The organism is Kitasatospora sp. NPDC101235 (assembly GCF_044767505.1).
In the GTDB taxonomy this organism is placed as follows: Bacteria; Actinomycetota; Actinomycetes; order Streptomycetales; family Streptomycetaceae; genus Kitasatospora.
The window spans coordinates 245855-260116 of the sequence record NZ_JBIWNZ010000010.1 but is presented as its reverse complement, the minus strand read 5'-3'; the positions used below and the strand labels follow the sequence as shown (position 1 = coordinate 260116).

Annotated in this window: 11 protein-coding genes, 1 tRNA gene and 1 pseudogene; 7 read left to right on the top strand and 6 right to left on the bottom strand. The window is 75.4% G+C overall.

Going from position 1 to position 14262, the window contains the following annotated elements:
• Window positions 1–33 precede the first annotated feature (33 nt).
• Complete coding sequence (locus tag ACIRRH_RS19425) at window positions 34–510, bottom strand: universal stress protein (protein WP_403068594.1); 477 nt, start codon at window positions 508–510, stop codon at window positions 34–36.
• 1149 nt (window positions 511–1659) lie between these two features.
• Here ACIRRH_RS19425 and ACIRRH_RS19420 point away from each other — a divergent pair.
• Window positions 1660–2841, top strand: a complete 1182-nt coding sequence (locus tag ACIRRH_RS19420) for an HAD-IA family hydrolase (RefSeq protein WP_403068524.1) — start codon at window positions 1660–1662, stop codon at window positions 2839–2841.
• A gap of 178 nt (window positions 2842–3019) precedes the next feature.
• Here ACIRRH_RS19420 and ACIRRH_RS19415 read toward each other — a convergent pair whose 3' ends face one another.
• Window positions 3020–3829, bottom strand: a complete 810-nt coding sequence (locus ACIRRH_RS19415) for a GNAT family N-acetyltransferase (protein WP_403068521.1) — start codon at window positions 3827–3829, stop codon at window positions 3020–3022.
• Between the two features lie 974 nt (window positions 3830–4803).
• On the opposite strand from ACIRRH_RS19415, the pseudogene ACIRRH_RS19410 reads away from it, so the two are divergent.
• The 5 genes and pseudogenes from ACIRRH_RS19410 to ACIRRH_RS19390 all read left to right on the top strand — a co-directional run.
• Window positions 4804–5806: pseudogene (locus ACIRRH_RS19410) on the top strand (helix-turn-helix domain-containing protein); the annotation flags it as partial.
• 847 nt (window positions 5807–6653) lie between these two features.
• Window positions 6654–7256 (top strand): oligoribonuclease, encoded by a 603-nt coding sequence (orn, locus tag ACIRRH_RS19405; RefSeq protein ID WP_403068518.1) that lies wholly within the window; start codon window positions 6654–6656, stop codon window positions 7254–7256.
• A 209-nt stretch (window positions 7257–7465) separates the two neighbouring features.
• Window positions 7466–7541: transfer RNA gene (locus ACIRRH_RS19400), tRNA-His, on the top strand.
• A gap of 181 nt (window positions 7542–7722) precedes the next feature.
• Window positions 7723–8169, top strand: a complete 447-nt coding sequence (locus ACIRRH_RS19395) for a DUF4442 domain-containing protein (protein WP_403068515.1) — start codon at window positions 7723–7725, stop codon at window positions 8167–8169.
• Between the two features lie 110 nt (window positions 8170–8279).
• A complete protein-coding gene (locus tag ACIRRH_RS19390) occupies window positions 8280–9182 on the top strand; it encodes a hypothetical protein (protein WP_403068512.1) in 903 nt (300 codons plus the stop codon).
• Between the two features lie 32 nt (window positions 9183–9214).
• On the opposite strand, the gene ACIRRH_RS19385 is transcribed toward ACIRRH_RS19390, so the two are convergent.
• From ACIRRH_RS19385 to ACIRRH_RS19375, 3 genes are all read right to left on the bottom strand, one after another.
• Window positions 9215–9673, bottom strand: coding sequence for a GNAT family N-acetyltransferase (locus ACIRRH_RS19385; RefSeq protein ID WP_403068509.1), 459 nt, complete (start codon window positions 9671–9673; stop codon window positions 9215–9217).
• 211 nt (window positions 9674–9884) lie between these two features.
• The gene (locus ACIRRH_RS19380; protein ID WP_403068506.1) at window positions 9885–10790 is read right to left on the bottom strand and encodes a spermidine synthase; all 906 of its coding nucleotides are present in this window, start codon (window positions 10788–10790) and stop codon (window positions 9885–9887) included.
• A 105-nt stretch (window positions 10791–10895) separates the two neighbouring features.
• Complete coding sequence (locus ACIRRH_RS19375) at window positions 10896–11411, bottom strand: hypothetical protein (RefSeq protein WP_403068503.1); 516 nt, start codon at window positions 11409–11411, stop codon at window positions 10896–10898.
• A 263-nt stretch (window positions 11412–11674) separates the two neighbouring features.
• Between ACIRRH_RS19375 and ACIRRH_RS19370 the strand changes: the two genes are divergently transcribed.
• Window positions 11675–13294 carry a tetratricopeptide repeat protein gene (locus tag ACIRRH_RS19370; protein WP_403068501.1) on the top strand — a complete coding sequence of 540 codons (1620 nt, stop codon included), beginning with the start codon at window positions 11675–11677 and terminating at the stop codon, window positions 13292–13294.
• A gap of 129 nt (window positions 13295–13423) precedes the next feature.
• Here ACIRRH_RS19370 and ACIRRH_RS19365 read toward each other — a convergent pair whose 3' ends face one another.
• On the bottom strand, window positions 13424–14080 hold the full coding sequence (locus ACIRRH_RS19365; protein ID WP_403068498.1) for a histidine phosphatase family protein: 657 nt from the start codon (window positions 14078–14080) through the stop codon (window positions 13424–13426).
• Between the last annotated feature and the right edge of the window lie 182 nt (window positions 14081–14262).

The window sequence follows — 14262 nt, the reverse complement described above, 5'->3', positions numbered from 1 at the left end:
AGAGGCTTCGGGAGGAGCCGCAGGAACGGGGCCTCAGGGGATCACGATCACCGGGCGGTTGGCCCGCCGCGCCAGCCGTCCGGAGACCGAGCCGAAGATCTTGCCGAGCAGGCCGTGCGTCGTGCCGACGACGATCGCGTCGGCGGCGTACTCACGGCCGACCTCCTCGATCTCGTGGCAGATGTCCCCGCCGCGCTCGACCAGGATCCACGGCACCCCGGCGAGGAAGTCCGCACAGGCGAGCTCCAGGCCGAGGACCTCGGTCCGGCGGTCGGGGAGGTCGACGAAGACGGGCGGCTCGCAGCCTGCCCAAACCGTGGCGGGCAGACGGTTGGCGACGTGCACGATCACCAGCCCGCACTGCGAACGACGTGCCATGCCCACGGCGTAGGCGAGGGCGCGCTCGCTCGACAGCGAGCCGTCGAAGCCGACCACCACACCGTGCTGGAACACCGGGTCGAGCGACGGCGCCGGGGTCTCCTGCCCGGACGGCTCGGCGTGCCCGCCCAACGGGCCGGCCGCGCCGGAAGCCGCCTCCGGGCGCTCGGCGCCCGGACCCAGGCGGCCCGTCACCGGAGACCCGGCAGGGTCGGCCGGGGGCTCGCCGCGCCTCTGGCGGGGCCCTGGGCGGTCACGGCGGGCGAGGCTGCCCCGGCGGGCGAGGCCGCGCAGAGCGCGCGCGAAGCCCAGCGGGCCATCGCTGCCCGGGCCGGGCTCCCCAGGCTCCGTCGGCCGTGCCACGTCGGCCGGCCGGGCTGCACGGTCCGCTCCGGCTGCTTCGGCCCCCTCGGCGACGTCGGCTCGCTCGGGACTCGGCCGACCGCCCGGGACGCGGCCCGGGGCCTCGGCGTGCGCGTCGACTCGTCCGTCGGCAGGCCCGTCGCCGTGACCGCCGTCGCGGCCATCGCCGCAGCCGTCGTCGCGGTCGTTGTCGCGGTCGTCACTGAGGTGGTCGCTACGGCGGCCACTGAGGTGCCCACCGCCGTGGTCACGGCGCTGATCGTCACTGCCCTGATCGTCACTGCGCTGGTCAGCGCCGACCTCGGCCCGGCCGTCGGAGCGATCGGAGGCAGGCCCTCCGGCCGGGCCCACGCTGCGGGGCGTGTCCGGTTCAACCGGTCGGGGAGGCTCAAAACCAGCCATGGCTCACGGCTCTTCGATGGAGAGGGGCCGACAGGAGAGGAGAACAACGCTGCCCGGGCAGCAGGCCCGCCCACGGGATGGCGTCGGTCTGCGCCGCGCAGCACCGTATGTGACCTGTTCCTTTCAGAGTACGACGGGGACGAGGCCCCGCCCAGCGAGGAAGCCCTGGAGCGACGTTGTTCCCGCGAAAGGGGGATGCGCCCGCTGAGGCAGTGCGCCCCGCCCACAGGCGATCGCGCCCCCTCCGGAAAGGAGGTTCCCTGGAGCTTGACTGAGCGGACCGGGCGGCGCAACAGCCCCACGGGACACCGTGACCGGACTGTCATGGATCGGCGACGATCCGTTGCGACACGTCGCGAACCGTGACGTCCGATCTGCTCCCAACAACCCCGGCCGCCCCGTGCGTCGCCGCCCGTCACGGGCGTGCGGAGGCCGTTTCAGCCACTCCGTACGGCTTCGCGACGCCGTCTGGCATTTGCCAGGTGCATAGGTGCAGCCGCTGGCACCATGCTTGGCATGCCCCTGCTCCTGTTCGACCTCGACAACACCCTGCTGCCCCGGGACGCCGCCTACCGGGCCTGGGCACAGAGCCTCCTGTCCGAACACGACCTCCCGCCGGGCGATGTCGACTGGTTCGTCACCCTCGACGGCGGCGGCTACGTACCGCGCAGCACCGTACTGTCAGCGGTCCGGCGCCGCTACGGGCTGAACGTCTCCGCCGACGTCCTGCTGGCCCACTACCGACGCGGCATCAACTCCCACATCCACTGCCCGCCCCGGCACGTCGAGGCGCTGCGCTCCGCCCGGGCGGCCGGGTGGACCCTCGGGATCGTCAGCAACGGTGGCACCCGGCCGCAGTTGGAGAAGATCCGGCGGACCGGGCTTGGCTCGCTGGTCGACGGCTGGGTCATCTCCGAGGAGGCCGACTGCGTCAAACCGGACCCGCTGATCTTCCAGATGGCCGCCCGGCGGTGCGGCATCGCCCCCACCGGAGACTGGGCCGAACACACCTGGATGATCGGGGACCACGCGCCCGCTGACATCGCCGGTGCCGAACTGACCGGGCTGCGCAGCGTCTGGCTGCACCACGGCCGGCCGTGGGCGGAGAGCGGCTACCGGCCGACGCTGAAGGCGGCCGGCCTGCCGGAGGCCGTCGGCCAGGTGCTCGCCGCGCGGAACGCGCCCTCACCCCGGCCTGGCGTCCGTTCCGGCGGGCCGCTCCGGAAGGCCGCAGCGGGAGTGCCAGTACGCGCGACGGCGCTGGTCGGCGCACGGTCCGGCGCACATCGTGCGGTGGCCGCCCCGGACGGCCCGAGTGCTTCCGTTCCCGTGACCGCCGGGACGGTCGGCGAGCCCGTCCCCGCAGACGGGCCCGGTGTCCGAAACCGACCCAGTGGGTTTGCCGTGATCGCCGAGGCCCGCCCTGCCACCGGAGCGGGCTCCCGGGCCCGGGCGGGCGGCAGACCTGGTCCGGTCACGGACGGCCCCCGTCCCGCACCGGCGGCGGCCGCCGTCACAGCCCCGACCCCAGCCACGACCACGGCCACGGCTACGGCTACGGCCACAGCCGGGGCCGTCCGCCCGGTACCGCCCACCGCCGGGGCCGACGGCGCCGCGCACGCCCGGACCGTCTTCGGCGCTGTGCCCACCGCGGCGTCGTCCACGGCGTCCGCTGCCCCGGTGGCGGCCGCGCAGTAGCGCCCCGGCCACCCCTCCGCATCCCTACGACGCCCCGGCACCGCCCTCCTGCCCTCCTGACCTCCCCAACGCCCCGAGCCCCCGCGCCCCGCCCCCGTCAGCCGCCCCCGTCAGCCGTCAGCCGTCAGCCGTCAGCCTCCCCGTCAGCCGTCCGCCTACTCCGCCCGCCCCGCCCACGTCACCTGCCCGCCGGCTCCGCCGCGACACGGGTCCACCAGCAGGTACGGGCCTGCTCGACGAACCCGAGCTTGCGGTAGAGCGGTTCGCCGAGCGAGGTGGCGACCAGGGTGGCCGGGCGGTCCGGGTGTGCGTGGGCCAGAGCGGTCCGGAGGACGGCGTGGGCCACCCCTTGGCCGCGCCGATCGGGCAGGGTGGCGACCCAGTACACGCCGGTGGCCCGGCCGTCGTCGTAGGTGAGGCAGGTGCCCGCCACCGCACCGTCGACGCGGCCGAGCCAGCCCCGCCAGCCGGGTACGTCCAGCAGTTGTTCCGGGAGGGCCTCAGCCCGGACCCAGGGCTGTCGGGCGGGCAGCGGGAAGCCCTCCACGATCGTCCGCTCGACCACCGCGAAGCTGTCGCCGTCCCGCGCCTCATCGACCGTCAGGACGCCGCCTCCGTGCGCCTCCGAGACCGCGGGCAGGACGGTGGTCGCTCCCTCGACCGGTCCGGGGTCCCGGACCATCACCGGCATGATCGGCATCCGGGTGGCGCCGAGGCCGGAGAGGTCGAGCCCGTCGTACGGGTCCTCGACGGTGCAGCGTATGGTCGACCAATCGGCCATCAGGTCAGCCAACTCCTGCTCGACCACGGCCGGTTCGTCGTAGGGGCGGGTCACCACGATGCGGTGCGCATCGTCCGGGGTCCGGGCGCACCGGACCGCGGTCAGCCCCGGGCGGGTGCGGGACTGCCAGCCGTGGACGCGGGCTTGGGCGAGCCAGAAGGCGGCGGCATTGTCGTTGGCCCGTTCGAGCCGGCTGTCGGTGTTCACGGCAGGACCGTAGCCCGGCGGTCCGGTTCCCGGTTCCGCCGTACCGGGCTTGGCCGGATGAAGCCTGGGAGGCGCACGACTTCTCCCCGTGCGCCCCCTCGTGCACCGCCGATTTTCGGTCAATTTCGCGCCGATCCCTCCCGCTTGGGCAAATCCGCAGCCCAGACCTGTCGGCCGGGTGCACCGGAGGCGGACGCCCCAGGAACCGCCCCGCGACAACCAGCCACCGTTGCCCCGGCCCTCTTCCCAGAAAGGTCGACGGGTGCCACGCTTCGTGATCGAATGCATCACGCCAAATTGCCATGTCGACATAGCGTCGGATGGTGAACTTGTCACAACGGCAATGGTCCACCCGATAGATTTCGATCTTGGCTAGCAGTGCCGCACCACCCACACCACACCACCGAGGGGGCTTGAGCGCCTTGAGCAGGGTGAGCAGGAGCGACGCGGGTCCTGACAGCGGCCAGGCGGCGGCCGGCAGCGCGGGTCGGTCCGCGAGAAGCACTGGCACCACCGCGATCGCCGCCACCACCCGCACCTCCGGCACTCCGGGCGCCGCCTCGCACTCCTCGTACTCCGCAGTGCCCTCCCCCGGGGCGGGCCCCGGCGTCGGCCCCGGTGCGGCACCGACCACCGCCGACCACGGCGCGGCTACGCCCTACGGCGCCCAGTCCCCCTACGGAGGCCAGCCCGCCTTCGGCGGACCGCCCTACGGCGGACAGCACGTCAGTCGAGGGATCGTCAGCACCGTTCCGGCCTACGGCGGCGAGCACCCGGGCCATTCCAGCCACCCCGGGCACCTCGCTCATTCCGGCCACCCCGGCTACGGCGGCGGCACCCCGGGTCTGAACGGCGCCCCCGGTGCCGCCCCCGGGCCGGGCGGCGGTCCGCTCGGCGGCCTCGCGCTCGGCGCCACCTCCGGCCACGGTCCGCTGGGCCACGGCGGGCCCGGCGCGAACGGCTCCCCGACCCCGGTGACGGCCTCCGCCCCGCGCAAGCTGTCCGGCCGGCGCCGCCGGGAGACCGTCGCGGTGCTGATCTTCGGCGGCGCCCCGATCTTCGAGAGCTCCATCCCGCTGTCCGTCTTCGGCGTGGACCGCCAGGACGCCGGGGTGCCCCGCTACCGCCTGCTGGTCTGCGCCGGGGAGGAGGGCCCGCTGGCCACCACCGGCGGCCTGACCCTCTCCGCGCCGTACGGCCTGGAGGCTCTCGCCCGGGCCGGCACGATCGTCGTACCGGCCTGGCGCTCGATCTCCCAGCCCCCGCCGGTCGAGGCGATCACCGCCCTGCGGAAGGCCCATCACGAGGGCGCCCGGATCATCGGGCTCTGCACCGGCGCCTTCGTACTGGCCGCCGCCGGTCTGCTCGACGGCCGCCCGGCGACCACCCACTGGATGTACGCGCCGACGCTGGCCAAGCGCTACCCGCGGGTCCACGTCGATCCGCGCGAGCTGTTCGTCGACGACGGCGACGTGCTCACCTCGGCCGGCACCGCCGCCGGCATCGACCTGTGCCTGCACGTGGTGCGCAGCGACCACGGCGCCGAGGCGGCCAACGCTCTGGCCCGCCGCCTGGTGGTGCCGAGCCGCCGCGGCGGCGGAGGACAGGCCCAGTACATCGATCAGTCTTTACCGGAGGAGATCGGCAACGACCCGCTGGCCGAGGTGGTCACCTGGGCGCTGGAGAACCTCAACCAGCAGTTCGACGTCGAGGTGCTGGCGGCTCGCGCGTACATGAGCCGGCGCACCTTCGACCGGCGGTTCCGCACGCTCACCGGCAGCGCGCCGTTGCAGTGGCTGATCACCCAGCGGGTGCTTCAGGCACAGCGGCTGCTGGAGACCTCGGAACTGTCGGTGGACGACGTCGCGCGCCGTTGCGGGTTCCGTTCACCGGTGGCGCTGCGCGGGCACTTCCGCCGCCAGCTCGGAGTCTCCCCGGCCGCGTACCGGACCAGCTACCGGGCCCGCCGGCCCGGCCAGCAGCCGCCCGCGACGGCTGGAGGGCTCGGCGACCTGCGGCTGTCCGGAGCACTGCCGCACCCGGCGGGCGCGGTCGCCCCGGCGGGCGGGCCGCTGTTCGGCGGGGCGCACGGTGTGCCGTCGGCGCAGCCGTTCCCGACCGGTCCGGGGGCGCCGGTGCCGGTCGGCCCGCACGGTCAGCAGATCGGCCACGGGCAGCCGGGAGCGCACGGTCAGCCCGGCGGGTTCGGTCCGGGACAGGTCGGGACGCCGGCCGGCCAGGCCTTCCACGCCCGCGCCGGTCAGCCGTACCCGCACCAGCAGGCCGCGCAGCAGCCGCACCCCGGGCAGCAGGGTGCGACTGGGCGCGGTCCGCTGCGGCCGCCGGTGGTTCCGCCGCAGGCCGGGCCGGGAGCGGGGACCGGACGTCCGCCGCGCACCGCCGAGCACGCGGCCGCGGAGGACGGCCTCCCCCAGCCGGGGGTGCGCGGCCAGGGCCAGGGGCACCGGAGCGCGGCCGAGCGGCCCGCGGACGAGCCGGGTGCGGCCGGGCGCGGTCACGGCGCGGCCGCCGGGCGGATGCCGGCCCCGACCGGGCAGCCGGGCTCCGGCCCGGGCGAGCTCCGGGGCCGCCAGGCGCGGGCTCCGCAGGTCCGCGGCCAGGCCGCCCGGCCCGCGGCCGAGGGCGCCCGGGCTGCGCGCGAGGTCCGGACCGGACGGGACGGCCACGCGGTCCGGACCGGCCGGGAGGGCGAGCGCCCGGAGGGCCACGGCACGCACGACGGGCCGGAGGAGCACCAGGCCGAGGCACCCCGCTCGGCTCCACCGGTCCCCGCGGCGCGTGATCGCGCCGTAGGGTGAGTTGCGTGAATGACCGTTTGGTATGGATCGACTGTGAAATGACCGGCCTCGACCTCGACCGGGACGCCCTGGTCGAGGTCGCGGTGCTGGTGACGGACTCCGAGCTGAACATCCTCGGCGAGGGCGTGGACGTCATCATCCGGCCGCCGGCGGAGGCGCTGGCGAACATGCCCGAGGTGGTGCGCGCCATGCACACCGCCTCCGGGCTGCTGGAGGAGCTGGAGCAGGGTGTGACCCTGGCCGAGGCCGAGGAGCGGGTGCTCGCCTACGTGCGCGAGCACGTGCCGGAGGCCGGGAAGACCCCGCTGTGCGGAAACTCGGTGGCCACCGACCGCGGCTTCCTGGCCCGGGACATGCCGGCCCTGGAGAAGCACCTGCACTACCGGATCGTGGACGTCTCCTCGATCAAGGAGCTGGCCCGCCGCTGGTACCCGAAGGCGTACTACAACAGCCCGCAGAAGGGCGGCAACCACCGGGCGCTCGCCGACATCCGGGAGAGCATCGACGAACTGCGGTACTACCGCGAGGCGGTGTTCGTCCCGCAGCCCGGTCCGGACGCCGACACCGCGCGGGCGATCGCCGGGAAGTACCAGGCCCCGGCGAGCTGAGCCCGGGCCCGCCCGCCGGACTGTCCCCGAGAGCGCCCGCCGGGCGGCCCCGGGACCACCGGCGGGACCACCGGCGGAACCTCACCGGAGGGCCTGAGGGGGTGCCCGTGTTCGCCGGAACGAAACCCTGGCGCGAGCACCCTCTCGGATCCTGTAGAGTTCTTCCTGTCGGAACGGGAACGCGAGAGCGGGAACGGACCGGACAGATGGTGGGTGTAGCTCAGTTGGTAGAGCACCTGGTTGTGGTCCAGGTGGTCGCGGGTTCGAGTCCCGTCACTCACCCCAGAGCCCGAGGGGCCGATCTCTTCAAGAGATCGGCCCCTCGGGCGTTTTCGCGTTCCCTCAGCGTGCACGGCCTCAGTTGCGCACTCCCCCACCGGTATGTGCGCTCCCTCACACGCGCCCGCCGGGCCGGCTTTCCGCCCGCCCCTGCCACCGGAAGCTACTGACTAGTAACATCGTCGCCATGACCACACCTACGATCGGCCAGATGCTCGACTCCACCGTGCCGATGGCGCACACCCTGAAGCTGGAGTACCTGGAGACCACCCCGGAGCGCGCCGTGCTCCGGCTGCCGGACCAGCCCGCGTACCACAACCACGTCGGCGGCCCGCACGCCGGCGCGATGTTCACGCTGGCCGAGTCCGCCAGCGGCTGCATCGTGCTCGCCGCCTTCGGCGAGCAGCTGTCCCGGGCCGTGCCGCTCGCCGTGAACGCCGAGATCGCGTACAAGAAGCTCGCCATGGGCGTCGTCACCGCCACTGCCGTGCTCGGCCGCCCGGCCGCCGAGGTCGTCGCCGAGCTGGACGCCGGCGGCCGGCCCGAGTTCCCGGTCACCGTCGAGATCACCCGCGCCGACGGCGCCGTCACCGGCGTGATGACGGTCACCTGGACCCTGCGCCCCAACTCCTGACCGCCAGACGGTCGGTGGCCCCGGGAGCGCCGGCCCCGGGGCCACCCGCACAATGACTGTCCGTGACGGCAGGCGTGACCTCACCGCCCGTCCGCTCGTTCTCGACTCACGTGCGAGCCAATCACGCGACCAAGCCCCGGGAACCCGCCCCCGCCGGCGTCACCGGAGCCCGCCGCGGGATCGCCCGGTGGCTGCCCCGCCCCCGCTTCGTCGCGGCCGCCGGGGCCCTGCTCGCACAGCTCTGGGGCTTCGGCGCCCCCGGGGCGTACGCGGCCGCCGCCGACCCGCCGCCGGGGCCGGCCCGACCCGCCGTCCGCCACGCGTTGCACGACGCACCGGCGCTCGACCGGCCGGCGTTCGGTGGGCCCGCCCTCGACGGGCAGTCAGCCGAACGTCCCGTCGGGCCCGGGTTGTCGGCGGGCGCCCCGCCGAACCGCTCCCCCGGGCCCGCCGGGGAGCCGGCCGGCGGCGGCCCGGCCGACGGGGTCGCGGGGGTCGGCGGGGCGGTCGGCGACGCCCTCCAGGAACGCATCCGGGCCGGCGGCCTGCCACTGCCCGGCCAGCGGGCGGCCGTTCCCGACGCCTTCGCACTCGCCTCCGGCCTGCTCGGCACCGTCCCCGCCCGGACCCGGCCCGACCGGCTCCGCGACTCCCATGAGGGTGGGGCCGCCGACCTGCCCTCCGCCGGCCAACGCCACGCCAGGGCCGCCCGTCCCACCGCTCCCCGGCAGCCCGAGGCCGCGGACGGACCGGTGGTCCAGGAGGCGGCGGCCACGGCCGTCGACGAGGCCGCGCCCGCCACCGAGCCCGACCGGACGCCCGGCTCCACGGCTCCCGCCGTACCGGGCGGCGGCAGGAATCCCGAACCGGTGGCCATCACCGGCACCGCCGCGGCGGCCACCTCCGGTGACGGCCCCGCCACCGCGACCGCCGTTCTCGCCCCCATCGCCGCCGGGCTGCTGCTCACCGGGGCGGCCATGTGCAAGCACCGCGGACTGCCCCGCGGCCACTGAGCGGGCCCGGGCGGCGGCGGCCGGCCCCCTGCCTAGGGCGTCGCCAGGTGAAGGACCAGCTGCGGGAGTTCACGCCCCGGGATCGAGCCGGACGGGACGCTGCCGATCCGGGTGGCCCCCATCGCCAGGTAGAACGGCTCGGCGTTCGGGTCGGAGTCGATGGTGAGCCGGCGCAGGCCTAGCGCCGCGGCAAGGCTCCGGGCCTGCTCGAACAGCGCGCGGCCGATGCCGCGGCCGATCGACTCGGGCTCGACGAAGAGCAGGTCCAGCGACCCGGTCGGCGGTGCGCCGGAGAGCGAGACGAACCCCAGCACCCGCCCGCCGTCCTCGGCCACCGTCGTGGCCGACCGCTCGATCACGCCGGCGTCCACGACCAGCTCCGCCCGGCAGGCGGCCATGAACGCCTCGTCGTAGCCCCAGTACGCCTTGGCCCGCAGCGCGATGCCGGTGAGCAGCGCGGCCTCCTCCGGCCGGGCCGGTCTGATCTCCATGGCGCCCCCTCGGGTCGGTGGCCGGATGGCAGCGCCATTGTCGGCCGCGACTCGGTCGTCCGCCAACGGTTTTACGGCAGGCGGCCCGGTACGGAGGAGCACCAGCGGGACGCGCGGGACGACGGCTGTCCGGGGGCGGGCCCGGCAGGTTGACGCGGCCCACCCGCGTTGGGCCTTCGGTCCCGGCGCTCGTGCGGCGACGGGCGGGCCGTCAGCGGAACACCCCCGGCGGCGGTTCCGGGGACGGAGCCGCCGTGGCATCCGTCGCCGGGGTGGCGCCGGCCGCGAAGTCGGTGAGGGCGCGGCCGTGTTCGACCCGGGCGTGGGCGGAGTCGGAGGCGGCGCGGCGGGTGAGGTCGGCGATCGGGAGCGGGGTGTGGGCGGCGGCCAGGACGAGGTTGCCGAAGCGCTTGCCGCGCAGCACGGCGGGGTCGGCGATCAGGCACAGTTCGGGGAAGACCGCGCCGAGGGTGGCGACCTGGGAGCGGGCGAAGGGCAGGGCGCCGCCGTCGGCGATGTTGGCGGTGTACCAGCCGCCGGGGGCGAGGGCGCGGGCCGCGAGGGTGGTGAACTCGACGGTGGTGCAGTGGGCCGGGGTGCGAGCCCCGGAGAAGACATCGGTGATCACCAGGTCGACGCTGCCCTCGGGCGTGCGTTCCAGCACGCTGCGGGCGTCCGCGCCACGCACCTTGATCTGCCAGCCGCGCTCCAACGGGAGTTCCGCGCGGACGAGTTCGGTGAGCGCGGTGTCGATCTCGGCGACCTGCTGGCGGGAGCGCGGCCGCGTCGCGGCGGTGTAGCGGGCCAGGGTGAGGGCTCCGCCGCCGAGGTGCAGGACGGTGAGCGGGCGGCCGGGCGGTGCGACCAGGTCGATCAGGTGGCCGAGCCGGCGCTGGTACTCGAAGCCGAGGTGGGTGGGGTCGGCGAGGTCGACCAGGGACTGCGGGGCGCCGTCGATCAACAGCGACCAGGCGGCGGGGCGGTCGCGGTCCGGGCGCAGCTCGGCCAGGCCGGAGCCGACGGGACGGCTGAGCGGACCCTGGGCGTGGGTGCGTCCGCCCGGTCCGGTGGTGGTCGCCGGCTCCGGGCCGCGCGCGGCTCTGCTGCTTCGTCCCATGCCGGCCATTATCGCCGCCGAGGAGGGACACCCACAGGTCAGGGGCGTACCGCGGGGACCCGGCCGGAGGCTCACGGGCCCGGCGGGATCCGCGCGGTACGCCTGCTAGAACGGGCCGAGGCCGCCTGCGGTGAGCGTGCAGGCGGCCTCGCAGAGGGCGGAGCGGAGCACCCAGGCGTCGGTGGGGCGCGCGGCGCGGCCGACGCCGGAGGGCGGGATCACCCAGCGCGGGTCGGTGGCGACGGGCACGAGCGCGCCCGCGGTACAGGAGCTGCCGGGCAGGTGCCAGGTCTCCCAGGTGCCGGCCGGGACGAGGAAGGAGACGGTGCTGCCGTTGCGGCTCTGCAGGACGACTCCGCAGGCGCGGCGCAGTCTCAGGATGTCGACGGCCTCCAGACCGTGCCGCAGGGCGACGGTCACGGTGTCGCAGGCGGTGACGAGGGTGCCCTCGTCGGGGGCGGCGCGTTCGCGCCGGCGGCCGCCGCGGGGGACGCGGCCGCCCTCGGCCGGGCCCCGGCCCGGGGCCCGGTCGTCGCCGGGTTCGGGGAGCAGGGCGGGAGCCGCGCCGGCGAGCACTCCCCCGGGGACGGGTCGGTACTGCGGCAGTCCGGTGGCCGTCATTGGCCCTCCTGTACCTCGTCGGGTCCGGAAGCACAGCCGTTGGGACGGGCCGCCGGGCTGGGACGGGCCGGGGGCGACGGCGTGGGCTTTTCCGCGTACCAGGACAACGCGGCGGGCGCACCGCAGGCCACGGGGCGCCTTACAGCAAGGCATGGCATTTCATGGCAGATATCCCGCAACATCGACCGTTTTGCCCTGGATTGACGGCCAATGTCCCGCCAACCGAATGTGGCCACTCGGTGACTCCGAGTACTCTCTGCGCCATGGCAGCCACCCCACCGGCCGAGCCGAACCGACCGTCCCCCAACACCGTGATGCGCGCACTGCGCGGCGACCGCTCACCGGGCGAGTTCGCCACGGCCGTCCGCAGGGCCGCTCGCGAGATCGGCGAGCACGTGTCCTGCGACGCCCGCTACGTCGGACGGGTCGAGTCCGGTGAGATCCGCTGCCCCAACTACGCCTACGAGCGGGTGTTCCGGCACATGTGGCCGAACCGCACGCTCGCCGACCTCGGCTTCGCCCCCCGGACCTCCGTCCGCCGCCGCCCGGCGGACGCGTCCGGTGGACGGGTCGAACCGCCTCCGCTCCACCCGACGTTCCCGCCCCTGCCCGCCCCGCGCTCACCTCTCTCCACTCAACTCCCGTACGCTGCCTCGCCGTACGCGGATCCAGCCGCTCCGGACGGGCCCCCGTGGCCGAGCCCCGGCGCGGTGCCCCGGGGGCCCGATGGATCGCCCTATCTCGACGAGGAGAACGACGACGTGCGTCGCCGTACGTTCCTGGCCGGCGGCACCACCGCGCTGGCCACCGTGATCGGCATCGACCGACCGGCCGCGGCCGCCGGCCGACAGGCCGGTGCCGACGGCGCCTCCGGTGCACTCACCGGCCAAGGCGCCATTCCCGGTGCGGAGTTCACCGCACCGTCGCCGCTCGGCGGCGAACCGCTGGTGCCCGGCCGGCCCTGGCCGGTGGCACCGCTGCGCCGGGTCGGCGCAGCCGAGGTGCTCGGCGTCGAACAGGCCGTCCGGGAGATCCGGCTGGCCGACGACGCGCACGGCGCCGACGCCCTGTACGAACTCGCCGGACAGTCGCTGCGCAACGCGTACGTGCTGCTCAACGAGTGCGAGTACAGCGCCGAGACGGAGCGCCGACTCCAGGCCGGGGCGGGCGAACTCGCCATCTCGGTCGGCTGGTTGGCGCACGACTCGAACCGCCTCGCGGACGCCCGCTCGTTCTACTCCGAGGCACTCGCCACCGCCCGGATGGCCGGGGACTCCGCCCTGGAGGCACACGTCTTCTGCAACAGCGCCTTCCTCGCCCGGGACGCCGGCCGCCCGCGCGAGGCGCTGCGCGCCGCCCAGGCCGGGCAGGTCGCCGCCCGGGGGCTGGACTCCGACCGGCTGCTCGCCCTGCTGACCATGCGCGAGGCCGGCGCCTGGGCGCTGCTCCAGGACCGCGCCTCCTGCGAGCGCGCGCTCGGCCGGGCGTACGCCCTGTTCGACCGGGGCCCCGGCGAGCAGGACCCGGAGTGGATGTCCTTCTTCGGCGAGGCCGAGATCGCCGGCCTCCAGGCGCAGTGCTGGTCCGCACTCGGCGACTGGGACCGCGCCAGCGAGCAGGCCGGGCTGGCGATAACGCTCCAGAAGCCGCACTTCGTCCGCAACCGGGTGCTGTACACCGCCGAGCTGGCCCACGACCGGCTCGGCCGCGGGGACCTGGCGGGTGCGGCACACCACGGCTCGGCCGCCGTCGCACTGTTCGGCGCCGTCGGCTCGGCCCGGATCCGGAGCATGCTCGCGGACACCGCCGGACGGCTGCGCCCGCACGTCGCGGTGCCCGAGGTGCGCCGGTTCCTGACCGACTACGACCGGGCGGCGGCCTGAGGCCCGCCTCACGGACTCCGCCACAGGCGCTCTGCCGCCCACGGCATTCGGCCGCCGGTGCTCGTTCGGAGGCAGAGCAACCGCGCTCCGCCTCCCGTGTGCCGACGACGTCTCCCGCCGGGCCGGAGGTCAGTGCCCGGCGCCCGGGCCCTCCAGGTGGGACAGGTCGTTCCAGACCTCCACCGCCGGAGCGCCGTACTCCCAGGACAGCACGCAGAGCGCGGCAGTGCCGAGCTTGAACCGCTGGGCGAACTCGGGCGGCAGGCCCAGCCAGCGCGCGGTCAGGATGCGCAGCAGGTGGCCGTGCGCGACCAGGACGACGTCCCGGTCCGCGCAGTGCATCACGGTGGTGTCCGGGTCCGGGACGCCGTGCTCGTCGTTGAGGTCGGCCAGGAAGGCGTCCACCCGGGCGGCCACCTCGGAGAGCTTCTCGCCGCCGGGCACCCCGTCGCGCCAGATCAGCCAGCCGGGCTGGTCGGTGGCCCGGATGTCCGCACCGGTGCGGCCCTCGTACCGGCCGTAGTCCCACTCCATCAGCTCCGGACGCTCCACCGCGCGGTCGCCGAACCCGGCCAGCTCGCAGGTCTCCTTGGCGCGGCCGAGTGGGCTGGTGTAGACGAGCGCGTCCGGCAGCCCGTTCCAGGGGGCCTTGGCGAGTCGGGCGCCGAGGGCCCGGGCCATCGCCCGGCCCTCCTCGGTCAGCGGGATGTCGGTGCGGCCGGTGTGGCGGCCGGTGGCGGACCACTCGGTCTCGCCGTGGCGGACCAGCACGATTCGGCAGGGCATGGGCAGCTCCTCGCAACGGGCGGTGGCAACGGTCGGTCTCACCATTGAGCACCGGGCTCCATGATCCCCCACCCGGACGGCGGCCACGACGCGGGGCCGTACCGGCGGCCACGGCCGCACGCCGGTGACCGCAGCCTGCCGGGCATGCGGTTCCGGCCACCCGGTGCGTCGCCCAACGGCCG

Coding starts and splice junctions, on each gene's coding strand:
- ACIRRH_RS19420 (WP_403068524.1), top strand. CDS start 1,660: ATGCCCCTGCTCCTGTTCGACCTCGACAACACCCTGCTGCCCCGGGAC.
- ACIRRH_RS19395 (WP_403068515.1), top strand. CDS start 7,723: ATGACCACACCTACGATCGGCCAGATGCTCGACTCCACCGTGCCGATG.
- ACIRRH_RS19385 (WP_403068509.1), bottom strand. CDS start 9,673: ATGGAGATCAGACCGGCCCGGCCGGAGGAGGCCGCGCTGCTCACCGGC.
- ACIRRH_RS19380 (WP_403068506.1), bottom strand. CDS start 10,790: ATGGGACGAAGCAGCAGAGCCGCGCGCGGCCCGGAGCCGGCGACCACC.
- ACIRRH_RS19375 (WP_403068503.1), bottom strand. CDS start 11,411: ATGACGGCCACCGGACTGCCGCAGTACCGACCCGTCCCCGGGGGAGTG.
- ACIRRH_RS19370 (WP_403068501.1), top strand. CDS start 11,675: ATGGCAGCCACCCCACCGGCCGAGCCGAACCGACCGTCCCCCAACACC.
- ACIRRH_RS19365 (WP_403068498.1), bottom strand. CDS start 14,080: ATGCCCTGCCGAATCGTGCTGGTCCGCCACGGCGAGACCGAGTGGTCC.